This window comes from Extensimonas perlucida (assembly GCF_007655255.1).
GTDB classification, from domain to species: Bacteria; Pseudomonadota; Gammaproteobacteria; order Burkholderiales; family Burkholderiaceae_C; genus Extensimonas; species Extensimonas perlucida.
Genome location: NZ_VMYE01000014.1, coordinates 41,622 through 65,066, shown reverse-complemented (window position 1 = coordinate 65,066; position 23,445 = coordinate 41,622). Strand labels below are relative to the sequence as shown.

23 protein-coding genes and 1 pseudogene are annotated in these 23,445 nt (G+C 61.9%); 12 read left to right on the top strand and 12 right to left on the bottom strand.

Annotated features, from left to right (window positions below; all coding sequences use genetic code 11):
• Positions 1-7 precede the first annotated feature (7 nt).
• The 9 genes and pseudogenes from pheS to FK527_RS12085 all read right to left on the bottom strand — a co-directional run bounded on the left by pheS (position 8) and on the right by FK527_RS12085 (position 7,696).
• Positions 8-1,084, bottom strand: a complete 1,077-nt coding sequence (gene pheS, locus FK527_RS12125; RefSeq protein ID WP_144734163.1) for a phenylalanine--tRNA ligase subunit alpha — start codon at positions 1,082-1,084, stop codon at positions 8-10.
• 114 nt (positions 1,085-1,198) lie between these two features.
• Positions 1,199-1,558 (bottom strand): 50S ribosomal protein L20, encoded by a 360-nt coding sequence (gene rplT / locus FK527_RS12120; protein WP_005795139.1) that lies wholly within the window; start codon positions 1,556-1,558, stop codon positions 1,199-1,201.
• A 27-nt stretch (positions 1,559-1,585) separates the two neighbouring features.
• Complete coding sequence (gene rpmI / locus FK527_RS12115) at positions 1,586-1,789, bottom strand: 50S ribosomal protein L35 (RefSeq protein WP_144734192.1); 204 nt, start codon at positions 1,787-1,789, stop codon at positions 1,586-1,588.
• Positions 1,790-1,979: 190 nt separating this feature from the next.
• Entirely contained in the window at positions 1,980-2,639 is a 660-nt protein-coding gene (infC, locus tag FK527_RS12110; protein ID WP_144734161.1) for a translation initiation factor IF-3, read from the bottom strand.
• 17 nt (positions 2,640-2,656) lie between these two features.
• Complete coding sequence (gene thrS / locus FK527_RS12105) at positions 2,657-4,606, bottom strand: threonine--tRNA ligase (protein WP_144734159.1); 1,950 nt, start codon at positions 4,604-4,606, stop codon at positions 2,657-2,659.
• A 295-nt stretch (positions 4,607-4,901) separates the two neighbouring features.
• Positions 4,902-5,132, bottom strand: a pseudogene (locus FK527_RS12100) (isocitrate lyase); the annotation flags it as partial.
• A gap of 239 nt (positions 5,133-5,371) precedes the next feature.
• Complete coding sequence (locus FK527_RS12095; RefSeq protein WP_144734157.1) at positions 5,372-5,944, bottom strand: tyrosine-type recombinase/integrase; 573 nt, start codon at positions 5,942-5,944, stop codon at positions 5,372-5,374.
• 86 nt (positions 5,945-6,030) lie between these two features.
• A complete protein-coding gene (locus FK527_RS12090) occupies positions 6,031-6,912 on the bottom strand; it encodes a hypothetical protein (protein WP_144734155.1) in 882 nt (293 codons plus the stop codon).
• A gap of 22 nt (positions 6,913-6,934) precedes the next feature.
• Positions 6,935-7,696 carry a hypothetical protein gene (locus tag FK527_RS12085; protein ID WP_144734153.1) on the bottom strand — a complete coding sequence of 254 codons (762 nt, stop codon included), beginning with the start codon at positions 7,694-7,696 and terminating at the stop codon, positions 6,935-6,937.
• Positions 7,697-7,793: 97 nt separating this feature from the next.
• On the opposite strand from FK527_RS12085, the gene FK527_RS17705 reads away from it, so the two are divergent.
• Positions 7,794-8,051, top strand: a complete 258-nt coding sequence (locus FK527_RS17705) for a helix-turn-helix domain-containing protein (RefSeq protein WP_144734151.1) — start codon at positions 7,794-7,796, stop codon at positions 8,049-8,051.
• A gap of 84 nt (positions 8,052-8,135) precedes the next feature.
• Here FK527_RS17705 and aceA read toward each other — a convergent pair whose 3' ends face one another.
• Together aceA and rraA are read right to left on the bottom strand one after the other, a co-directional pair.
• Positions 8,136-9,464 carry an isocitrate lyase gene (gene aceA, locus FK527_RS12075; RefSeq protein ID WP_144734149.1) on the bottom strand — a complete coding sequence of 443 codons (1,329 nt, stop codon included), beginning with the start codon at positions 9,462-9,464 and terminating at the stop codon, positions 8,136-8,138.
• 285 nt (positions 9,465-9,749) lie between these two features.
• Positions 9,750-10,262, bottom strand: coding sequence for a ribonuclease E activity regulator RraA (gene rraA / locus FK527_RS12070; RefSeq protein ID WP_144734147.1), 513 nt, complete (start codon positions 10,260-10,262; stop codon positions 9,750-9,752).
• Between the two features lie 243 nt (positions 10,263-10,505).
• Here rraA and FK527_RS12065 point away from each other — a divergent pair, with 243 nt between their 5' ends.
• From FK527_RS12065 to FK527_RS12025, 9 genes are all read left to right on the top strand, one after another.
• Complete coding sequence (locus FK527_RS12065; protein ID WP_144734145.1) at positions 10,506-10,865, top strand: SWIB/MDM2 domain-containing protein; 360 nt, start codon at positions 10,506-10,508, stop codon at positions 10,863-10,865.
• A gap of 207 nt (positions 10,866-11,072) precedes the next feature.
• On the top strand, positions 11,073-13,529 hold the full coding sequence (locus FK527_RS12060; RefSeq protein ID WP_342778973.1) for a TonB-dependent receptor: 2,457 nt from the start codon (positions 11,073-11,075) through the stop codon (positions 13,527-13,529).
• A 19-nt stretch (positions 13,530-13,548) separates the two neighbouring features.
• Positions 13,549-14,238, top strand: a complete 690-nt coding sequence (locus FK527_RS12055; protein WP_144734186.1) for a Fe2+-dependent dioxygenase — start codon at positions 13,549-13,551, stop codon at positions 14,236-14,238.
• Between the two features lie 84 nt (positions 14,239-14,322).
• Positions 14,323-15,483 carry an alpha-hydroxy acid oxidase gene (locus tag FK527_RS12050; protein WP_144734143.1) on the top strand — a complete coding sequence of 387 codons (1,161 nt, stop codon included), beginning with the start codon at positions 14,323-14,325 and terminating at the stop codon, positions 15,481-15,483.
• 166 nt (positions 15,484-15,649) lie between these two features.
• Positions 15,650-16,378, top strand: a complete 729-nt coding sequence (locus tag FK527_RS12045) for an energy transducer TonB (protein WP_144734140.1) — start codon at positions 15,650-15,652, stop codon at positions 16,376-16,378.
• A 354-nt stretch (positions 16,379-16,732) separates the two neighbouring features.
• Positions 16,733-17,455 carry a MotA/TolQ/ExbB proton channel family protein gene (locus tag FK527_RS12040; RefSeq protein WP_144734137.1) on the top strand — a complete coding sequence of 241 codons (723 nt, stop codon included), beginning with the start codon at positions 16,733-16,735 and terminating at the stop codon, positions 17,453-17,455.
• A 2-nt stretch (positions 17,456-17,457) separates the two neighbouring features.
• Positions 17,458-17,886 (top strand): ExbD/TolR family protein, encoded by a 429-nt coding sequence (locus FK527_RS12035; protein WP_144734134.1) that lies wholly within the window; start codon positions 17,458-17,460, stop codon positions 17,884-17,886.
• Positions 17,887-17,981: 95 nt separating this feature from the next.
• Complete coding sequence (locus tag FK527_RS12030; RefSeq protein ID WP_144734131.1) at positions 17,982-18,680, top strand: Bax inhibitor-1 family protein; 699 nt, start codon at positions 17,982-17,984, stop codon at positions 18,678-18,680.
• A gap of 93 nt (positions 18,681-18,773) precedes the next feature.
• Entirely contained in the window at positions 18,774-19,142 is a 369-nt protein-coding gene (locus tag FK527_RS12025; protein ID WP_246072775.1) for a hypothetical protein, read from the top strand.
• 19 nt (positions 19,143-19,161) lie between these two features.
• On the opposite strand, the gene rlmD is transcribed toward FK527_RS12025, so the two are convergent.
• The gene (gene rlmD, locus FK527_RS12020; protein WP_144734127.1) at positions 19,162-20,682 is read right to left on the bottom strand and encodes a 23S rRNA (uracil(1939)-C(5))-methyltransferase RlmD; all 1,521 of its coding nucleotides are present in this window, start codon (positions 20,680-20,682) and stop codon (positions 19,162-19,164) included.
• 106 nt (positions 20,683-20,788) lie between these two features.
• Between rlmD and grpE the strand changes: the two genes are divergently transcribed.
• Together grpE and dnaK are read left to right on the top strand one after the other, a co-directional pair.
• Positions 20,789-21,346, top strand: coding sequence for a nucleotide exchange factor GrpE (gene grpE / locus FK527_RS12015; protein ID WP_144734124.1), 558 nt, complete (start codon positions 20,789-20,791; stop codon positions 21,344-21,346).
• A 112-nt stretch (positions 21,347-21,458) separates the two neighbouring features.
• Positions 21,459-23,399, top strand: coding sequence for a molecular chaperone DnaK (gene dnaK / locus FK527_RS12010; RefSeq protein ID WP_144734121.1), 1,941 nt, complete (start codon positions 21,459-21,461; stop codon positions 23,397-23,399).
• Positions 23,400-23,445: the final 46 nt, after the last annotated feature.

The window sequence follows — 23,445 nt, the reverse complement described above, 5'->3', positions numbered from 1 at the left end:
CGCAGGCTTACTGGAACTGCGCCAAAAAGCGGATGTCACCATCGAAGAACAGGCGCAGGTCGTTCACGCCGTAACGCAGCATGGTGAGCCGATCGGGGCCCATGCCAAAGGCAAAACCGATGTATTTTTCAGGGTCCAGCCCCATATTGCGCACCACCGTAGGGTGCACCTGGCCCGAGCCCGCGACCTCGAGCCAGCGCCCGGCGAGCGGCCCGCTCGGGAACTGGATGTCGATTTCGGCGCTGGGCTCGGTGAACGGAAAAAAGCTCGGACGAAAGCGCAGCACCAGATCGTCGTTTTCGAAAAAAGTGCGGCAAAAATCGGTAAAGACGACCTTCAAGTCTTTGAAGCTCACGTTCTCGCCAATCCACAAGCCTTCGCATTGGTGAAACATGGGCGAGTGCGTGGCGTCGCTATCGACGCGGTAGGTACGCCCCGGCGCGATCACGCGGATTTCAGGCATGGGGCCGGCAAACAGCTCTGCGCCACCGCCAGCGGCACCTTGCGCGGCGCGGTACCTCTTGACATGCTGCACTGCGTAGCGGATCTGCATCGGGCTGGTGTGCGTGCGCAGCAGATGGGGCGCATTTTCAGCGCCGCCTTCGACGTAAAAAGTGTCGTGCATGGAGCGCGCCGGATGGTCTTGCGGCGTGTTCAATGCAGTGAAATTGAACCAGTCGGTTTCGATCTCGGGCCCGTCGGCCACGTCGAAGCCCATGGAGCCGAAAATGGCCTGGATGCGCTCCAGCGTAAGTGACACCGGGTGCAAGCCCCCGGCGCCACGCTGGCGGCCCGGCAAGCTCACGTCGAGTGCCTCGGCCTGCAACTGCGCTTGCAACTGGGCCTCGGCCAGAGCCTGGCGCCGCGCCTGCAGCGCCGCTTCGATGGCTTGCTTGGCCGCGTTGATGGCTGCGCCGCGTGTTTTTTTCTCTTCGACGGAAAGCTGCGCGAGCCCTTTCATGAGCTCGGTCACGCGCCCAGACTTGCCAAGGAATTGCGCCTTGGCATTTTCAAGCTCCGCTGGCGTAGCGCTTTGCGCGAACAAACGCACCGCGTTCTCGACCAGAGAATCCAAATCGTTCATATCGACTTTTCCAAAACGACAAGGGCTAGTGCATTTTCAGCGCTAGCCCTTGCTCTGATTGCGCGAACAGCTATCAAAAAATAACTACTCGCAGCACTCTTATACGCAGCAAGCTCAGGCCGCCAGCTTGGCTTTGACCTGCTCGACGATGCTGCCGAAAGCCGCCTTGTCGTGCACGGCAAGGTCGGCCAGCATTTTGCGGTCGATCTCGATGGAGGCTTTCTTCAGCCCATTGGCGAACTGGCTGTAGGTCAGGCCCAGTTCACGGGCCGCGGCGTTGATACGCGCAATCCAAAGCTGGCGGAATACGCGCTTTTTCGTGCGGCGGTCGCGGTAGGCGTATTGGCCCGCCTTCATCACCGCCTGTTTGGCGATGCGGAAAACGTTGCCGCGGCGACCGCGGAAGCCCTTGGCCAGGGCGAGAACTTTCTTGTGACGGGCACGGGCGGTGACGCCACGTTTGACGCGAGGCATATGCGTTACTCCTTGTTCGTCTAGCGGTTACAGGCCGGCAAAGGGCAGCATCTGCGCCATGTGACCAAGGTTGGTCTCATGCACATTCACGGCCCCACGCAGGTGGCGCTTGTTTTTGGTGGTCTTCTTGGTCAGGATGTGACGCTTGAAGGCTTGACCGCGCTTGACGGTGCCACCGGGACGAACACGAAAACGCTTTTTCGCGCTGCTCTTGGTCTTCATTTTGGGCATTGCATGCTCCTCTTCATTTGTGCTCGCGAGGCGTTTGCAAACCACACTGCAAACTTGTTGGCCCCGAGCCACTTTTGCCGGCAGAGCCATCGGGCTCTGCCTATCGCGCCACGCCTCGCTATAAAACGGCGCTGCGCAGATTCTTCAAACCATCTTCATATCGCTATCGCCAGCAGAAGGCCTGGCATTTTCAAGCCGCAGCGGAAGTCGAAGCACCCGCGTCCGCCGCCGATTTGGCCGCGGGCTTTTTCTTGCCGGGTGCGATCATCATGATCATCTGCCGCCCCTCGAGCTTGGGGAACTGCTCGACCACGATGGTGTCGCCCAGATCGTCACGGATACGGTTGAGCAGCGCCAGACCGAGCTCCTGGTGCGTGATCTCGCGCCCACGAAAGCGCAGGGTGATCTTGCATTTGTCGCCCTCGGCCAGAAAACGACGGATGTTGCGCATTTTGATCTGGTAGTCGGCCTCGTCCGTGCCAGGACGGAATTTGACTTCCTTGATCTCTATCACCGTCTGCTTGGCCTTGGCCTCAGCGGCGCGCTTTTGCTCCTGGTACTTGAACTTGCCGTAATCGACCAGACGACACACCGGCGGGCTCGCCATGGACGCGATCTCGACCAGGTCCACATCCAACTCGCCCGCCATGCGCAAGGCCTCTGCCAAACTCACGATGCCCAAAGGCTCGTTGTCGGGGCCGCTCAGACGCACTTCAGGCGCCGCGATTTCCCGGTTCAGGCGATGCTTGCGCTCTTCGCGGTGGCGACGGTCACGAAATTCGGTAGCGATGGTTTTCTTCCTCGAATCAATATACAAAACAATAGCAAACGCCGCAGGAATGCCAGGCATTTCACCCGTTTTTTGGATCAGACTTTGGATGCAATGTCTTGGGCAATGTGCTGGGTGAAGGCTTCCAGAGACATCACACCCAGGTCTTTGTTGCCCCGTGCACGTACTGCGACGGCCCCTGCCGCCTTCTCCTTGTCGCCGGCGACGAGGATGTAGGGCAGCTTCTGCAAAGAATGCTCGCGTATTTTATAGGTAATCTTTTCGTTGCGCAGATCGGTGACGACCCTAAGGTCTTGATTCGGCAATGCTTTTTGCAGCCTTGCAGCAATTTCGCGACAGTAATCGGCCTGCGCATCGGTGATATTGAGCACCGCCACCTGCACCGGCGCGAGCCAGGTGGGCAAGGCGCCCGCATGCTGCTCGATCAGAATGCCGATGAAACGCTCCAGGCTGCCCACGATGGCGCGGTGCAGCATCACGGGACGATGGCGGGCCCCATCTTCGCCCACGTATTCGGCGTCGAGGCGCTCGGGCATGGAAAAATCGACCTGCATGGTGCCACACTGCCATTGGCGACCTATGGCGTCCTTGAGCGTGTATTCGATCTTGGGCCCGTAAAAAGCGCCATCGCCCGGCGCGAGCTCGAATTCGCAGCCCGAAGCGCGCAGGCTCTCCATGAGCGCGTGCTCGGCCTTGTCCCAGCTCGCGTCCGAGCCAATGCGCGCCTCGGGCCGCGTGGCCACTTTGTAGATGATGTGCGCGAAGCCGAAATCGCGGTACACCTTCTGCAGCAAGGCGGTATAGGCGATGCATTCGGGCAGTATCTGGTCTTCGGTGCAGAAAATGTGGCCGTCGTCCTGCGTGAAGCCCCGCACGCGCATGATGCCGTGCAGCCCGCCCGTGGGTTCGTTGCGGTGACACTGGCCGAACTCGCCATAGCGCAGGGGCAGGTCGCGGTAGCTCTTGATCCCTTGTTTGAAGATCAGGATATGTCCCGGACAGTTCATGGGCTTGAGCGCGTATTCGCGCTTTTCGCTCTCGGTGGTGAACATGTGGTCGCGGTACTTGTCCCAGTGGCCGGTCTTTTCCCACAGCGTTTTGTCGAGCAGCTGCGGCCCCTTGACCTCCTGGTAGCCGTTGTCGCGATAGACGCGGCGCATGTATTGCTCGACTTCCTGCCACAACGCCCAGCCCTTGGGGTGCCAGAACACCACGCCAGGCGCGTGGTCGTCGATGTGGAACAGGTCGAGCTCACGCCCCAGCCGGCGGTGGTCGCGCTTTTCGGCCTCTTCGAGCATGGCGAGGTACTGCTGTAGCTCTTCCTTCGTGGCCCAAGCCGTGCCGTAGATGCGCTGCAGCATCTCGTTGCGATGGTCGCCGCGCCAGTACGCGCCGGCCACCTTCATGAGCTTGAAGTGCTTGAGCTTGCCCGTGCTCGGCACATGCGGGCCGCGGCACAGGTCTTCGAATTTGCCCTCACGGTACAGGCTGACGTCCTCATTGCTCGGGATGCTCGCGATGATCTCGGCCTTGTAGCGCTCGCCCAGGTTGTTGAAATACGCCACCGCCTCATCGCGCGGCAGCACGCGGCGCACCACGGGCTCGTCCTTGGCGGCGAGCTCGGCCATTTTTTTCTCGATGGCAGCCAAGTCTTCGGGCGTGAACGGGCGCTTGTAGCTGAAGTCGTAATAGAAGCCGTTCTCGATCACTGGGCCTATGGTCACCTGTGCGTCGGGGAACAGCTCTTTGACCGCATAGGCCAGCAAGTGCGCCGTGGAGTGGCGAATCATCTCCAGCCCTTCGGGATCCTTGGCCGTGACGATGGACACCGCAGCGTCGTGGTCTATAGTGCAACTCGTATCCACGAGCTTGCCATCCACCTTGCCCCCCAATGCCGCCTTGGCCAGCCCCGCGCCGATGGACTGCGCCACCTCAGCCACCGTCACAGGAGCGGGAAATTCGCGCGTGGAGCCGTCGGGCAAGGTCACACGCACGGCTTGGCGGGGGGGCTGGATCGTTTCGATCATTTACAGGAATCCTCGTTCGAAAAACAAGAACAGCGCGAGTGTCCGCGCTGTTTGATTCATCATTTTGATAGCTGCCTAGGCAAGAAGCACCTGGCGAAGTGCCCATTTTTGCTCAGAGCCTGCGGGCACGGCGTGTCTTCGCAGTGTCATTGCCTGAAGTGCCCAGGTCAGTGCTCGTGCCAGCTATTTCAGCAAAATCGGGGGGATTCTACCCCCATGGAAAAAGCCGCCTCTTGCGAGACGGCTTCGCATCAGTCCGGCCAGGGCACCCGTATGGGGTACGGGCACCATGGCATCAATGGAACTGTTCTTCCTCGGTCGAGCCGGTCAGCGCCTTCACGCTGGAAGAACCACCCTGGATCACGGTGGTCACGTCGTCGAAGTAGCCTGCGCCCACTTCTTGCTGGTGCGACACGAAGGTGTAGCCCTTCTCGCGGGCCGCGAATTCGGGCTCCTGCACCATGTTGACGTCGTGCTTCATGCCTTCACCGCGCGCATAGGCGTGGGCGAACTGGAAGGTGTTGAACAGTCAGCAGATGCCGTAAATGCAAGAGTTTCAAAGGTTTTTTGCGTTTTTCTGGTGTCTTTTCCGGGGCCACCCACGCATGCCCCACTCGGTCACGGTATGCCTTTTTGAACCGACAAACAGTTGTGTGTTTTCCCTCGGTTGAGATGTCCATTCACCCCCACCATCCACCCACCAATCCACCGAAGTGGGCGTTTGATGGCGTGATGGGAGGGTGTCTGGGTCTGCTTAAATTTTAGTCAGGCCTGGACTGCTGCGGGTGCCTGCCAGCTTGCGTCCACCACCCTGGCTGCTGCATCCACCGCAGAAAGCAAGGTTTCATCGGCCAAATGGCTGTAGCGGGTGGTGGTCTTGATCTGGGAGTGTCCCAACAGCTTGCTGACTACATAGATGGATTGACCCGAGTTCATCAGGTTGCTGGCAAAAATGGGAATGTTGCGGGCCTTGCCATTCTTGGACATGGGGATGCGCCAGTTGCGCCGCTCCAGATCGAAGTGTTCCCACTTGGCATCCAGCAGTTCACGCTTGCGGCATCCGAACATCAGCAACAAGGACACGATGTGTTTGAGCTGGGTGTTGTCGGACTGCTCCAAGGCTTCATACAGCCGTTGAGTTTCGGCAGCTGTGAGGTAACGCTCCTTGGCGTTGTTGGGGTTGAAAAGCACCACCCCATTGGCCGGGTTGGCCTGTGACCCCGGTATCTCCTTTTTTTGGCCAGGTTGCGCATGATCTTGAACAGGACGGGCAGTTTGTTGGCTTGGGCGAGTGCATAGCCCTTGGCACGCAGATTCAGAGGTTTTGAATATTTCCATAGGCAGAACTCCTTTCAGGTTGAAATGGGATGGGCAAAAGAAAAGCGCCCTGGGATTGCTCCGAGGGCGCTTGCTGAAAATTCAAATCAGGAAACTATCTTATCAACTGCTTTTCGATACTGATCATCACTTAAAGCACCGGAATCATACAACCCCTTCAATTTAGCCAACTGATCGGATATTGAGTCAGCTCTGGTGACACTATGGTTTCTCGCGTGAACAAACACCGACGACAACAGTGTTCTCATTGCATCTGGCTCAATGTCAGTGGAAACAAAGATGACCTCTGCATTATCAAGTAGAAGTCGGACTATTGTCCTTGTACTACTGCTAGTAAGGACAAGGTTAGCTACGGTTGCCAATGCCATGCCCGTCATTGCTCCCTCAGCGCCGAAACCTCCTCCACTGATACCTGGACTGTTGACCACTTTGCCAGGCCCACCAATTTCCACATCACGAATTTGATCAAAGGGAATCACTTTTTTTTCAAGCCTCTTCCAATCGTAAATTCGCAATTCACTATTCATAATCTTCAAATCAACTGACTGATTTTGCAAATATTCCCAACCAACGCCGCCTGCAACTTTGATTTTCAACTTCTTCGCTCCATCAGAGATGAAATTCAAATCCCTTTGCAAATTATCTCGAATACGGGACTCCATATCCTTTTTCGCATTTAATTTTTCAATTTTTTTTCGAAGCTCGTCTTTTGCCTGCTTGGCCTTTTGCAGCTCATCATCCGTAAAATGCCTGCTTACATTCATAGATCCGCAAAATTTACAGTGGCGCTTCCTCATTAGCAAATACATTACCACCAAAGCAGGTACGCCTACCAAAGGAAACCCCACAGCAAATATTACTGCAACAAACCAAATAGGCAATAGAAAATACCATGCGCCATGCAACTTCTTTTTTGCAGGACCAATTTGCGAACAATCCTTACACTTGAACAATGCTTCGCCGCTCATACTCCTCCTTTACAAAAAAATATCATCGTTTTTCCAATCGCTCCAGCAGCTTGTAAGCCAGCGCGACGGACAAAGAAACGTCATCCACGGGGCGGGCCTTCTTGGCTGCCATCACGACCAATAGCGCACCGGGAAGCACCAAAGCGCCCACCGTGATCCAGGGGATGCCAAACACAAATGTGGAAATGGTTGTGGCAATGCCCACGCCGGTTCCAGTGGCCAGCAGCACACCTGCAATGACCATCAATGCACCCACACTACCCAGACCCGTGGTGGACAGCAGTTCATAGATTTGCCGGTAGTTGCGTGAATCACCTGTCAGCAGGTCATTCATGGCTTTCAAGGTAGGTGCAATGTCTTCCTTGTGGGTGTCTCCATACAAGTCAAGGCACCGTTTGCCCCAGATAGCTACCACCCCAAGGGCTTGGTTTTTCAGGTCTTTGCCCTTCACCTCCAGCAATGTCAGGCGATCCAGGTTGATGTTCAGCTCATCCCGTAACACCTGTGCAGGGGGCAAGCCAGCAGCCTCCTGACGGATGTAGTGCTGGGTGCCTGCCTCATAGGTGAAGGTCGCCTTGGATGTGCCCAGCACCGCGTTGAGGGAGCTCAGAAAGTCCTTGCCGAATGCCTGTTTCAGGGCTTCGATGGCGGTGGCCCCGCTGGCCATGGCTGTGGCGGCTTGTTCCAAGCGTTTGGAGCCGTCTTTGCGGGTTCCCAGGGCCTGAATCAACCTCTCGGCAGCGGGCTTGCCGAACATGGTTGCCAGCGACAGTACGAGTGACATGCTCCGCCCTTGATCTGGTTGTTCTGGGAAGAATTATGACCACAAAAGAGAAGCAAAATCCATAGATGCAAAGACGCCAAATTGCGACGCTAGCCATGTGTCTGCAAAGCCCTCACCCCCGACCAAAGTGCCAGCAAAAGATGACCTCCGTGGCATCTTGGCATGGCATGTGAGGACGCTTCCGGGAAAGAAGGGATGGTCTCAAGAACGACTGGCGCTCACCTGTAATCTGGATCGCACCTCTGTGTCGGCACTGGAGCGTCGGGTGTGGAATGTGTCGCTGTCCAACATCGAGAAGATTGCCCTGGCGCTGGATAAAGAAGCGTGGCGATTGCTGGTACCCGTCGCGCAATAAAAAAACCACCCAACGCCCAAGCATCAGGTGGTTTAGCGCCACTTGTCCCAAGCGCCCTCACGGGCACCAGGACAGGTTTTCAGATCAATGGAACTGCTCTTCCTCGGTCGAGCCGGTCAGCGCCTTCACGCTGGAAGAACCGCCCTGGATCACGGTGGTCACATCGTCGAAGTAGCCTGCGCCGACTTCTTGCTGGTGCGACACAAAGGTGTAGCCCTTCTCGCGTGCGGCGAATTCGGGCTCCTGCACCATGTTGACGTAGTGCTTCATGCCTTCACCGCGCGCATAGGCGTGGGCGAACTGGAAGGTGTTGAACCAGTTGATGTGAATACCGGCCAGGGTGATGAACTGGTATTTGTAGCCCAGCGCGGACAATTCGTCCTGGAACTTGGCGATGGTCTTTTCGTCGAGGTTCTTCTTCCAGTTGAAGGAAGGCGAGCAGTTGTACGACAGCAGCTTGCCAGGGACGGCGGCGTGCACGGCTTGGGCGAATTCGCGCGCAAAGCCGAGATCGGGCGTACCGGTTTCGCACCACACCAGGTCGGCATAGGGCGCGTAGGCCACGCCACGGCTGATGGCTTGCTCCAGACCGTTCTTGACACGGTAAAAGCCTTCCTGGGTACGCTCGCCGGTCAGGAAAGGTTTGTCGTTGGCATCGTGATCGCTCGTAATCAGGTTCGCGGCCTCGGCGTCAGTGCGGGCGAGCACGATGGTCGGCACGCCCATCACGTCGGCAGCAAAACGCGCGGCGATCAGCTTCTCGATGGCCTCTTGCGTGGGAACGAGCACTTTACCGCCCATGTGGCCGCACTTCTTCACGGCGGCCAGCTGGTCTTCAAAGTGCACGCCGGCCGCACCTGCGGCGATCATGTTCTTCATCAGTTCGAAGGCATTGAGCACACCACCGAAGCCGGCTTCGGCATCTGCCACGATGGGCAGGAAAAAGTCAATGAAGCCCTCGTCACCTGGGCCGATGCCGCGGCTCCATTGAATTTCATCGGCACGCTTGAAGGTGTTGTTGATGCGGCGCACCATGGTCGGCACCGAGTCATAGGCGTAGAGCGACTGGTCGGGGTACATGGTTTCGCTCGTGTTGCCGTCGGCCGCCACCTGCCAGCCCGACAGATAGACGGCTTCGAGACCGGCCTTGGCCTGCTGCATGGCCTGACCTGCGGTGATGGCGCCAAAGGCATTGACATAGCCCTTTTTGGCACCGCCGTTGATCTTTTCCCACAGTTTTTCGGCGCCGCGTTGCGCCAAGGTGTATTCGGGCTGCAGCGAGCCGCGCAGCCGCACCACGTCGGCGGCGGTGTAGCCGCGCTTGACGTTTTTCCAGCGCGGGTTGCTCGCCCAGTCTTTTTCCAGGGCTTCGATTTGCTGTTGGCGGGTCAATGTGGTGCGAGATTGCGACATGAAATCACTCCGTGGGTTGGGAACACGTCGGGCAGCAAGATGTGCGCCGACAGCATCTAATGTAAGTCTTCTATAAGACTCGAAGAACATCTTATGTCTTATACAAGACAAAAAATTTTCTATGGAAAAACAATTACTTATCCGACAATTTTCGCAATAAAAAAAGTTATCTCTCGTATCGAGAAATTTTGCGGCAATGCAGCATTTCCTTTTCTCACATTGCAAAAAGCAATTCTCATGATTCAGGATTGCCCGAGGTGCGCGCTCGCTCGGCAGCCGTGCAAGTCAGCCGTGCAAGGGCCGGGCGCTCACGACGATGCCATCGGCATCGGCATAGAGCCAATCGCCGGGCCGTATCCAGATGCCCTGGATGCGCACGGCGACGTCGCGCAGTCCGGTGTTGCGTTTTTCCGTCGGCATGGGCATCAACCCGAGCGCGCGTATGCCCACGGCAGCGGCGTTGAGCTCGGCGAAGTCGCGCACGCAGCCATCGACCACCACGCCGGCCCAGCCGTTGCGCGCCGCAGCAGTGGCCAGGTTGCCGCCGACCAGGGCACGGCGCAACGAGCCGCCGCCATCGACGACAAGCACGCGCCCCTGCCCCGGCGCATCGAGGGCCGCCTTGACCAGACTGTTGTCCTCGAAACATTGCACCGTGCTCACCGGGCCGCAAAACGCCGCCACGCCCCCAAAGTGCTGGAACATCGGCGGCAGCACGCGGAAGGCGCCGCTGTCGTCGCCTTTGTGGACGTCGCAGAAATCACAGGTGCTGAATGTGCAAGCGGAGCTGGTCGTCATGGAATGAAGCCTTTCGTCACAGGGAAAACGCGGGCGATTGTCCTGCAGACAGCCACCGTCCCCAGGGCGCAGCGGCGCTTTTTGCTCAATTTTTGTCCCTTTTTTCACACAAAATGGGGCTTGCAGGGGTTGTCTCGCGTAGGAAAAGGGCTGAATTCCCTATAGCATCGAATGCTGCCAGCAACAGAACCGGTCAGACTCGGTTTGGGCTGGCGCAATCCACATCCAACAAGGAATCCCGAGATGGCAACAGCGAAAAAAGCCCCGGCCAAGAAGGCCGCCGCCAAAACCCCCAGCGCCAGCCAAGCGCCTGCCAAGACACCCAAGGCCAAAGCTGCCGCGCCTGCCAAAAAGCGTACCCTGAACGCCGCCTTCATGAAGCCCCTCACGCCCAGCCCCGCGCTGGCCGCAATCGTGGGCTCGGCCCCGCTGCCGCGCACCGAGATCATCAGCAAATTGTGGGTCTATATCAAAGCCCACGATCTGCAAGACGCGAAGAACAAGCGCAACATCAACGCCGACGCCAAGCTGCAGCCTTTTTTCGGCAAAAAGCAGGTCACGATGTTCGAGCTCGCGGGACTGGTGGGCAAGCACGTCTCCTGAAACCCGCCGGGCACGCGGCCCGGCACACACTACCCAAAGGCCGGCTCTGCCGGCTTTTTTTTTTGGCTTCGATCAACATTCGAATGGGAATGACTCGCATTTGCTTTATGATCCATCCTCAGTTCCCGTGCCCATGCCTCTTTGTGCGCATGCGGCGCAGCCCTGCCGGACAGCGAGACCGGCGCAATTTTTTGCAAGGAGATCGGATTGACACCGCCCACCCAACACCATGCCTCCATAGCAGGCTCCGCAAGGCCCGCACCATCCACGCAAGGCATTGCCCTGCCGGCCCATCAGCCTTGGGGCAGCGCACATCCAGCGCCGGACCGGTTGCTAGGAGCCTGTCGGACTTTGGGCGTCGAAAGCGAGAATGCGCCACGGCGAGACCAGTTTTTGCCGGATTCGCCGCCCCATAGCGGTGCTATGGGGCAAGAAGACGGTAAAAAATGGGCCGCTGCGGCGCATTCGCAGCCGACGATTCCAAAGTCCGACAGGCTCCTAGGCGCGCTGATGCTGGCCACCTCGGCATCCATGGGCGCGTGGGCGCAGGAGGCCAGTGACGCCAGCAGCCCGACCCTCTCCACGGTCACCGTGCGCGAGAGCGTGCAAGTCCAGGCCAAGGACACACTCAAAGTGGAAAAATCGCGCATCGGCAAAGGCGAGCAGGAACTGCGCGACATTCCGCAGACCGTGACGGTGTTCACCGAGCGGCTCATGGCCGACCGCAATCAGGATGACCTGCGCGACGTGCTGCGCAGCACCGCGGGCGTGACCTTCCAGGCCGGTGAGACGGGCGAGGAGGACGTGCGCATGCGCGGCTTTTCGCTCATGCAGGCGGGCGACCTTTACATCGACGGCATGCGCGACGCCCCGCTGTACGAGCGCGACACCTTCAACGACGACCGCGTGGAGGTGCTCAAGGGCTCGGCCTCGATGCTGTTTGGCAAGGGCTCGACCGGCGGCGTGGTGAACCAGGTCAGCAAAATGCCTATGCTGATGGATCAAAAAGAGGTCAGCTACACCTTTGGCACGGGGCGCGAGCATCGCCTCACGGGCGACTTCAACATCCAGACCGGCAAGGACGCGGCGCTGCGCCTCAATGCCCTGGTGCACAACGAATACGACTTCGGCGCCTTCAAGAAAAAGCGCGGCATTGCACCCACCTACAGCTGGGGCATAGGCAGCGCAGATGAGTTTTCCATTGGCGCGTATTACCTCGAGGTGCACGGCAGGCCGCTTTACAACCATCCCTGGTTCCTGAGCAGCAAAGGCACCATCATCCCGACGCTGCCGGCGCGCAATTACTACGGCCTGGCGAGCGACTATCTCGATACCTCGGCGCAGTACGTGACCTTTTCGCACACGCACCGCTTCGAGGACGAGGGCTTCAACGCCGACGGCACGCTGCAAACGCGCCTGCGCCATGGCCGCTACGAGCGCGACCTCTGGGCCAGCGCGATCCGCTTCGCGCCCGGCACCACGCTAGCCAACCTCAACCCCGACACCGCCATCAGCCGCACGCCCAAAGGCCGCGTGGGCATCAGCGAGCTGACGCAATTGCAAAGCGACTACAGCCGCAACTTTTCGTGGTTCGGCAAGAACAACGCGATCCTCGCGGGACTGGACTATTACTACGACGATGCGCGGCGCAACCAGAATTTCGCGGGCCCGGCAAGCGGCCTCAACACCACGGTGGGCACGCCCAACGACGGCGCCTGGCGGCCCGACACGCGCGGCAACCCCGTCTTCAACACCTACGCGGTGCACGACCTGGGTCTGTATGTGCAGAACACGCTGGAGCTCACGGGCGCCTTCAAGCTCGTGGCCGGGCTGCGTTACGACCATTTCTCGGCCTCGTACTACAGTCCTTCGGGTAAGATCAACAACGAGCGCGACGACAATCTCTGGAGCCCGCGCTTGGGCCTGCTCTACCAGCCGAGCCCTGTGTCCTCGTACTACGTGTCGTATGGCACGTCATACAACACCTCTGGCGACGCCTACCAGTACGACATCAACCCCAGCGCCAGCACGGCCAAAACCGCGAACACCGGCCCCGAAAAGAGCCGCAACTTCGAAATCGGCGGCAAGTTCGACCTGTTCGAGCGGCGCGCAGCGCTGGGCGTTGCGCTGTTCTACAGCGAAAAATACAACGAGCGCAACACCGACCCTGACGTCGCCGCCGAGCAGCTGCTGCTGTCAGGCAAGCGCCACGCCGCGGGCATGGAATTCAACCTCGCGGGGCGCATCACGCCCAAGTGGGAGGTGTTCTTCAACCACACCTGGATCCCTGACGCCAAGATCGATCAGAGCAACCAGGCGCTCGCCGCCAACGGCGGCGGCGCGCAGGTGCAAGGCGATCGACCCGCGCTCACGCCCAAACACAGCGGCAGCCTCTGGACGACCTACGCCCTCACGCCCGAACTGCGCCTGGGCGGGGGCCTGAACTACCGCGGCCGGCAAAACCCCGAAGGCGCACGCAACGTCACCGCGCCCGGCTTTGCCACCATCGATGCAATGCTGGAATACACCATCGACGAGAAAAATTCGCTCAAACTCAACGTCAGCAACCTGTCCAACAAGCTCTACGCCGACACGCTGTACCGCGGCTTTTACGCCCCCGGCGCGGCGCGCGCGGCGCAGCTGACGTTCAAAAGCCGCTTTTGAACCGTTCGTGATCCGCACCATGTTCCTGCACATCCCCCACATCCTGGACGCCGAAGAGCTCGCGACGGCGCGCCGTCTGCTTGGCCCCGACGCGCCCTGGCTAGACGGCCGCAGCAGCGCCGGCGCGCAGGCGCTGGCCCAGAAAAACAACGCGCAGCTCGCGCAAACCAGCCCCCAGGCGCAGCAGTTGCGCACGCTGGTGCTCTCGGCATTGCAGCGCGCGCCGCTGTTTTTCTCGGCCGCGCTGCCGCAAAAAATCTTCAACCCGCTGTTCAACCGCTACAGCGGCGAGAGCAACTTCTACGGCCCGCACATCGACGGCGCGGTGCTGCACTCGCAGGCCACGGGGCAGTGGGTGCGCAGCGACATCTCGTGCACGCTGTTTCTGAGCGCGCCCGACGAATACGAGGGCGGAGAGCTGCTGATCCAGCAGGCACAGGGCGAGCGCCGCATCAAGCTGCCTGCGGGCGACCTGATCCTCTACCCAGGCAGCACCGTGCACCAGGTCACGCCCGTGACGCGCGGCGTGCGCCTTGCGAGCTTTTTCTGGGTGCAAAGCATGGTGCGCTCGACCACGCAGCGCGAGCTGCTCTACGACATGGACATGCACCTGCTCGCGCTGCGCCAAAGCCTGGGCGAGAGCGACCCGTCCGTGATCGGCCTCACGGGCACCTACCACAACCTGCTGCGCCAGTGGGCCGACACCTGAGATGTGGTTTGCAAAATATCATTTTGATAGCTGCTAGCGCTTGATGGATAAGCGCTAGAGGCCAATTTTGCTTGAAATTCAACCATGTCCACCACGCCGCAAAGGCACACGCTGCCCGCCGACCTCTTCACCCTCGCCGACCACGAGCGCCATGCGCGTGCGCGCCTGGACGCGCCGGTCTGGGCCTACTTCAGCGGCGGCGCGGCCGACGAGATCACGCTGCGCGCGAACCGCAGCGCCTGGGACGCGCTCACGCTGCTGCCGCGCGTGCTGCGCCCACTCGCGGGCGGGCACACACGCTGCGAGCTGCTCGGGCGCACGCTCGCGCATCCCATCCTGCTCGCGCCCGTGGCGTTCCAGCGCCTCGCGCACGCCGACGGCGAACTGGCCACGGCCTACGCCGCCGCGGCGCTCGGCGCGGGCCTGGTGCTCAGCACGCAGGCCAGCCAGCCGCTCGAAGCCGTGGCCCAGGCCATGCTGGGCGACGCGGGCCGCGGCCCGCTGTGGTTCCAGCTCTACCTGCAGCCCGACCGCGGCCACACGCGCGCGCTCGTGCAACGCGCCGAAGCCGCGGGCTACGAGGCGCTGGTGTTGACCGTCGATGCCCCCTGCAGCGGCGTGCGCGAGCGCGAATGGCGCGCCGGCTTTCGCCTGCCGCCCGGCCTACGCGCGGTGAATCTGCCTGAGGCTGCCGCTATCAGCGCGCCCGGCGGCGCAGGCTCCAGCGCCTTGTTCGACGGCCTGTTGCGCCACGCCCCCACCTGGGACGACGTGCAATGGCTGCAGTCCATCACGCGCCTGCCCGTGCTGCTCAAAGGTGTGCTGCACCCTGCGGACGCACGCGCTGCGATGGACAACGGCGTGGCCGCCGTGATCGTCTCGAACCACGGTGGGCGCACGCTGGACACCACGCCGAGCACGGCCAGCGTGCTGCCGCGCATCGCCGACGCCACGGGCGGCGCGCTGCCGCTGCTCGTGGACGGCGGCATCCGCCGCGGCACCGACGTGCTCAAGGCCATCGCCCTGGGCGCGCGCGCCGTGCTCGTGGGCCGGCCCATCGTCTGGGGCCTGGCCCATTCGGGCGCGGCTGGCGTCGCGCACGTGCTACGCCTGCTGCGCGACGAGCTCGAAGCCGCGATGGCGCTCACGGGCTGCGCCACGCTCGCGCAGGCCGGGCGCGAGATACTCGCGGATGTCGGAAATTTTTACCCCGGCGCCTCAAATGAGACATATTCTCATTCATAATCCATGCCAAGCACCACGATGAGACAAGCCCCATGGAACCATTTGCCATCCTCATGCTCAGCTTGATTCTGGTGGCCGGCTCGGCGTGCTGGATCTTGCGCAAATGAATTTTTGATGTTTTTGGCCCTTAGCCCAGATTCCACCAGCGCTGGCAGCTCACTTTTTCATGTCTGAATCACCGCTTTTCCATGCACCCGCAGGCACCGGCCGCAAGGCTGTGGTTGCGACGCTGGTGCTGCTGCTGCACGGCGCGGCGCTGTGGGCTTTGCAAGCGGGCCTGCAGCGCCAGGCTCCGCCCGCGCGAGAGCCTTTGATCGTGCCGGCCGAGCTGCTCAGCCAAGCCGCCACCCCACCTGCGCCGCAAAGCACTCCAGCGCCCAAGCCCGCCCCCTCGCCCCCCGTGCCGGACAAGCCCCGCCCCACGCCGCGGCCCCAGCCTGCGCCCAAGGCGCAACCCAAAGCGCAGCCCGTACCGGCCACGCAAGCCCCCTCGGAACTTGTGGCAGCACAAGCTTCGGCCGAGCCTGCGCCCAATGCACCGAGCGCGGCACCCACTCCCGCCCCCGCCGCCGCCCCGACCGCCCCTGCGCCCGCGCCGGCCGCGCCACCGCGCATCGAACTACCGTCGAGCAACGCCGCCTACCTCAACAACCCCAAGCCGCCCTACCCCGCCATCAGCAAGCGCATGGGCGAGCAGGGCAAGGTGGTGCTACGCGTGCTCATCAGCGCCGAAGGGCTGCCGCAAAAGGTCGAAATCAGTCAATCCAGCGGCTACGACCGGCTCGACCGCCAAGCCCAGGAGGCCGTGCAGCACTGGCGCTTCGTGCCCGGCAAGCGCAACGGCGTGCCCGAGGCCATGTGGACGCTGGTGCCCATTCAATTTGTCTTGGAATGAGAGGCCACTTCGATAGGGAACATACCCCGCGCCATAGCCCTCCGGGTTGCGGTCAGAGGCGGCGTCTGCGGCGTTGCAGCGCTTGTCCAGGCCTCTAGGAGCCTGTCGGACTTTGGGCGTCGAAAGCGAGAATGCGCCCCGGCGAGGCCAGTTTTTGCCGAATTCGCCGCCCCATAGTGGGACTATGGGGCAAGAAGCCGGTAAAAAATGGGCCGCTGCGGCGCATTCGCAGCCGACGATTCCAAAGTCCGACAGGCTCCTAGCATGGACGGCGCGCTGCGCCTTGCATCCATCCGCCCCTGACCGCAACGCGGGGTATGTTCCCTATCGAAATAGCCTCAAAGGAGAATTTTTATGGAATCCCAATTCGGCATCGCCAACCTCTGGGCGCAGGGTGACTGGGTGACGCGCGGCGTCGCCGTGCTGCTGCTGCTCATGTCGCTGGCCTCGTGGATCGTCATCGTGCTCAAGGCGTGGGACGTGCTGCGGCTGCGCCGCCACGCGCGCGCGGCGCAGGATTTTTGGCGCAGCGAAGACTTCGCCTCGGGCCTCGCGCACCTGGGTGACGATCCGGGCAACCCCTTTCGCCAACTCGCCCAGGCCGCGCAGGAGGCCAACGCGCTCCACGCGCAGGCGAGCCTGCAAGACCAGCTCGACCGCAGCGAGTGGATCACGCGCAGCCTGCGCAACCACCTCGACGACTGCAGCGCGCGCCTGCAATCGGGCCTGGCCATTTTGGCCTCGGTGGGCTCGACCGCGCCCTTCGTGGGCCTGTTCGGCACCGTGTGGGGCATCTACCACGCACTGCTGGCCATAGGCACCACGGGCCAATCGACCATAGACAAGGTCGCGGGCCCGGTGGGCGAGGCGCTGATCATGACGGCGCTGGGCCTGGCAGTGGCGATCCCTGCGGTGCTCGGCTACAACGCGCTGGTGCGCGGCAACAAGGCCGGGCTGCACCAGCTGCGCCGCTTTGCGCACGACCTGCACAGCTACTTCGTCGCCGGCAGCCGCGCCGCCACTGCCACCGGGGCCGAGGCCGCCGGCAAGGTGTTGGCGCTTAAAAAAGGCGCATGACCATGGCGTTCGGAATCCAGGACGATGCCTTCGGCGACGGCGACGACGAGGTCATGAACGAGATCAACATGACGCCGCTGGTCGACGTCATGCTGGTGCTGCTCATCATCTTCATCATCACCGTGCCCGTGATGAAGCACTCGGTCAACGTCGAGCTGCCGCGCGCGGCCAACCAGCCCGAAGTCGTGCAGCCGAGCACGGTGCGCCTGAGCGTCGCCGCCGACGGCCGCTATTTTCTGAACGGCACGCCGGTGTCAGACGACGCGCTGCCCGCTCTCTTGCAGGCCGAGGCCGCCCGGCGGCCGCAGCCCGACCTGCACATCAGCGGCGACCGCGCGGTGCGCTACGAGCGCGTGGCCCAGGCGATGGCACTGGCGCAGCGCGCGGGCTTAGGCAAGATCGGTTTCGTGATCGAGCCGCAAAACCCTTGACAAAAATAGGCAAAGACGCGTAGGGCCATTGACGAATCACGGCCAAGCCCCATCTACAATGCCCGCGTTCATCAGACCGACAAGGAGCCGACGCCATGAACCAACCGCTTTCCACCCTGAACCCCGCGCAGGTTTTAGACCTGTCCGCGCAAGAGCAGCGCCGCAAAGTCCTGCGCAACACCTACTGGCTGCTCGCACTGAGCCTGCTGCCCACGGTGCTCGGCGCCTGGCTGGGCGTGGCCACGGGCATCACGCAGGTGCTGCACGGCGGGCTGGGGCTGATCGTCTTCCTGGCCGGCGCGTTCGGCTTCATGTTCGCAATCGAAAAGACCAAGCACTCGGCCAGCGGCATCGCCGTGCTGCTTGGCTTCACCTTCTTCATGGGGCTGATGCTCTCGGGTCTGATCGGCATGGTGCTGGGCTTCAAGAACGGCGTTTCGCTCATCACCACCGCATTCGCGGGCACGGCGGGCGTGTTCGTCGTCATGGCCACGCTTGCGAGCGTGATCAAACGCGACCTCTCGGGCCTTGGGCAATGGCTGTTCGTGGGCGTGCTCGTGCTGCTCGTGGGCAGCGTGATCAACCTGTTCGTGGGTTCCACAGCGGGCATGCTGGCGATTTCGGTCGCGGCGATAGGCATTTTCAGCGTCTATATGCTGTACGACCTCAAGCAGATCATCGACGGCGGCGAAACCAACTACATCAGCGCCACGCTGGCCCTGTACCTGGACTTGTTCAATGTGTTCCAGAGCCTGCTCGCGCTGCTGGGCATCTTCGGCGGCGAGCGTGACTGAGCGGCCGCTCGTCAACACTGAAAAAGGCTCCGCGAGGAGCCTTTTTGCATTTCCGCATCAAGGTTGCGCGGCCCTTTGTCGATAATCCAGGCAATGTCTCGCCCCGCCATCCACCTTCCCTACGCGCATCTGCTCGTCGCCGCGCTCGGCCTGCTGCTCGCCGGCTGCGACATTCCGGGCCTCGGGCCCGATCCGCGCATCGCCCAGCGCGAGGCCGAGGCGCAGGCCATAGGCGCGGCCTGCCGGCACGCGCAGCGCAGCCTCGAAGACTGCTACGCGCTCAACGCCAAGGCGCCCAAGGCCGCCGTCTTCGCAGGCTGGAAGGACATGGACCAATACATGCGCGACAACAAGATCGAAGGCATCCCGCCGCAGCTCAGCAAAAGCATTCCGCCCGCGAACGGCGAAGCAGGCGGCAACACCGAAGCACCGCCCGCTGCGGATGCGGCCAGCAAGTCTTGACACACTTCAGCCCGGCGCTTCAGACCGCAGGCTCGGGTGCTTGGGCCGGATCGGGCAGCTCGAACACCGCCACGCTCTCCACGTGCGCTGTGTGCGGAAACATGTTGACCACGCCCGCCGCCGCGCAGCGGTAACCCGCCAGGTGCACCAACAGGCCCGCGTCGCGCGCGAGCGTCGCGGGGTTGCAGCTCACATAGACGATGCGCCGCGGCGGCGTCCAGCCCGCGGCAGAGGCGGGCAGCGGCGCAGTGCCCTGCGCGCCCTCTGCACCCCGGCGGGCCTGCGCGATGTCGGCCAGCGCCTTCGCGAGCGCAAAAGCCCCTTCGCGCGGCGGATCGACCAGCCACTTGTCGGCCACGCCGTCGGCCACGAGCTGCTCGGGCGTCATCTCGAACAGGTTGCGCGCTACGAACTTCGTATCTGCAAGCGCTTGTCCCACCTGCCTTAGCGCCTGATTTTTCTCATAATTTTCACGCGCGCGTGCGACCAGTGCGGCGCTGCCCTCCACGCCCAGCACCGCGCGCGCCTGCGTGGCCAGCGGCAGCGTGAAGTTGCCCAGACCGCAAAACCAGTCGATCACGCGCTCATGCGTCCGCACGTCGAGCAGGCGCAGCGCGCGCGCGACCAGCACGCGGTTGATGTACGGGTTCACCTGCGTGAAGTCGGTCGGCCGAAAGGGCATGGTGATGCCGAACTCTGGCAGGCGGTACGCCAGTTCCGCGCCGCCTTCGTCGAGCAAATGCACCGTGTCCGGCCCCTTGGGCTGCAGCCACCACTGCACGCCATGCGCGGCGGCAAAGGCGCGCAGCCGCGCGAGGTCGGCCGCCGAGAGTGGCTGCAAGTGGCGCAGCACCAGCGCGGTCACGGTATCGCCGCAGGCGAGCTCGATCTGCGGACAGCTGTCGCGCGCGTCGAGCGACGCCACCAGCGCGCGCAGCGGCAGCAGCATCGCGCTCACGTGCGCGGGCAACACGGGGCAGACCTGCATGTCGGCCACGTAGCGGCTCTTGCGCTCGTGAAAGCCGATCAGCACAGCGCCCTTTTTGGCCACATAGCGCACGGACAGGCGTGCGCGGTAGCGGTAGCCCCAGGCCGGCCCTTCGATGGGGCGCAGCACCAGGTCGGGCCGCACCTTGCCCAGATGCCAAAGGTTGTCTTCGAGCACGCGCTGCTTGATCGCGACCTGCGCGCTGGGGTGCAAATGCTGCATCTTGCAGCCCCCGCAGGCACCCGCGTGCAGGCCGAAATGCGGGCAGCCGGGTGGCACCCGCTGCGACGAGGGCCGGTGGATGACCGTGAGGCTGGCCTGCTCCCACTGGTTCTTTTTGCGGTAGGTCTGCGCGCTTACCAGTTCGAAAGGCAGTGCGCCTTCGATGAACACCACCTTGCCGTCGGGCCGGTGCGCAATGCCCTGCGCCTCGAGGTCGAGTGACTCGACGGCCAGCCAGCCTTCTGGCAGCGGGTCAGGCAAGGGATCAGGGGCGCCCGCAATGGTGTCGGCGGGCTTGGAGGGGAGGACTGTTGCAGACGTTTCGCTCATGCGGCAATTGTCTCAGAGCGCTTTTCGGGACCTTTTTGCTCCAGCCTTGAAATCGGCAGCCCGCGCCCCATCTTTCTGCACGTTGTTCCATCCATAAAAAATCGACATGTCCGACAACGCACCCCACACCCCCCCCACCGACACCCACACCCCCGCAGCAACGCCTGCGGAAGAATCCATGGCTGCGCACGCCTCCGATGAAATTTCGCGCCTGCAGGCCGAACTGGCCGAGCTCAAGGCCAAGAGCGCCGAGCTCGCCGACCAGTTCCTGCGCGCCAAGGCCGACGCCGAAAACGCCCGCCGCCGCGCCGAAGAAGAAATCGCTAAGGCGCGCAAATTTGGCATCGAGAGTTTTGCCGAAAGCCTGCTGCCCGTGGCCGACAGCCTTGAAGCGGCATTGGCCGTCAAAGAAGCCACGCCGCAGCAATTGCGCGAAGGCGTTGACGCCACACTGCGCCAGCTCATGACGGCGCTGGAACGCAACAAGGTGCTCGCCATCCAGCCTGCTGCAGGCGAAAAGTTCGACCCGCACCGCCACCAGGCCATCAGCATGGTGCCCGCCGAGCAGGAACCCAACACCGTCGTCGCGGTGCTGCAAAAAGGCTATCTGATCGCCGACCGCGTGCTGCGCCCCGCGCTCGTGACCGTGGCCGCGCCCAAATAAAAAACGGCAATCCACCCGCAATAAATCTGGCCCTCTGACTTGAAGCCCCGGTGCTGATCCACAAGTTACGAGCCAAGCAAACCATATTTCAGTTTCATCAGGAGAATTAAACATGGGAAGAATCATCGGCATTGACCTCGGCACGACCAACAGCTGCGTGGCCGTGATGGAGGGCAACACCCCGCGCGTGATCGAAAACAGCGAAGGCGCGCGCACCACGCCGTCCATCGTGGCCTATCAGGAAGACGGCGAAATCCTCGTGGGCGCGTCGGCCAAACGCCAGGCGGTCACCAACCCGAAAAACACGATCTACGCCGTCAAGCGCCTGATTGGCCGCAAATTCGACGAAAAAGAGGTGCAAAAGGACATCCACCTGATGCCCTACAAAATCGTCAAGGCCGACAATGGAGATGCCTGGGTCGAAGTACGTGGTCAGAAGCTCGCCCCGCCGCAAATCAGCGCCGAAGTGCTGCGCAAGATGAAGAAAACCGCCGAGGACTATCTGGGCGAGCCCGTGACCGAGGCTGTGATCACCGTGCCGGCCTACTTCAACGATGCCCAGCGCCAGGCCACCAAGGACGCCGGCCGCATCGCCGGCCTGGAAGTCAAGCGCATCATCAACGAGCCCACCGCTGCGGCACTGGCGTTCGGCCTCGACAAAACCAGCAAGGGCGACCGCAAGGTGGCCGTGTATGACCTGGGCGGCGGCACCTTCGACATCTCCATCATCGAAATTGCCGACGTCGAAGGCGAAAAGCAGTTCGAGGTGCTCTCGACCAACGGCGACACCTTCCTCGGTGGTGAAGACTTCGACCAGCGCATCATCGACTACATCATCACCGAGTTCAAGAAAGAACAAGGCGTTGATCTCAGCAAGGATGTGCTGGCGCTGCAACGTCTCAAGGAGGCCGCCGAAAAGGCCAAGATCGAGCTCTCGAACTCGACCCAGACCGACATCAACCTGCCCTACATCACGGCCGATGCCTCTGGCCCCAAGCACCTCAACATCAAGCTCACGCGCGCCAAGCTCGAGAGCCTGGTCGAGGAGCTGATCCAGCGCACCATCGAGCCCTGCCGCATCGCCATCAAGGATGCCGGCGTGTCCGTGTCCGACATCGATGACGTGATCCTGGTGGGCGGCATGACGCGCATGCCCAAGGTGCAGGAGAAGGTCAAGGAGTTCTTTGGCAAGGAGCCGCGCAAGGACGTGAACCCTGACGAAGCCGTGGCCGTGGGCGCGGCCATCCAGGGCCAGGTGCTCTCGGGCGAGCGCAAGGACGTGCTGCTGCTCGACGTGACGCCGCTGTCGCTGGGCATAGAGACCCTGGGCGGCGTCATGACCAAGATGATCGCGAAGAACACGACCATCCCGACCAAGTTCGCGCAGACCTTCTCCACGGCCGAGGACAACCAGCCTGCCGTGACCATCAAGGTCTATCAGGGTGAGCGCGAGCTCGCGAGCGGCAACAAGCTGCTGGGCGAATTCAACCTCGAGGGCATCGCCCCGTCGCCGCGTGGCCTGCCGCAGATCGAGGTGACCTTCGACATCGACGCCAACGGCATCCTGCACGTGAGCGCCAAGGACAAGGGCACGGGCAAGGAAAACAAGATCACCATCAAGGCCAACTCGGGTCTTTCGGAAGACGAGATCCAGAAAATGGTCAAGGACGCCGAGCTCAACGCCGCCGAGGACAAGCGCAAGGTCGAACTGGTGCAGGCACGCAACGAGGCCGATGCCGCGATCCACAGCGTCAACAAGAGCCTGGCCGAGCATGGCGACAAGCTCGACGCCGCCGAGAAGGACAAGATCACGGCTGCGATCAAGGAGCTCGAAGACGCCATCAAGGGTGACGACAAGGACACCATCACGGCCAAGACGGCAGCCCTGATGAGCGCAAGCCAAAAACTCGGCGAGAAGATGTACGCCGATGCCCAGGCGGCACAGGCCGCAGGAGGCGCGCAAGCGGGCGGCGGCACGGCGGGCGCATCGTCTTCTGCCCATGCAGAGGATGACGTGGTCGACGCCGAAGTGAAGGAAGTCAAGAAAGACTGAGCGCACGCCGCGCCTTGACTGACGCTCCACCGCCGCGCCTGGACCT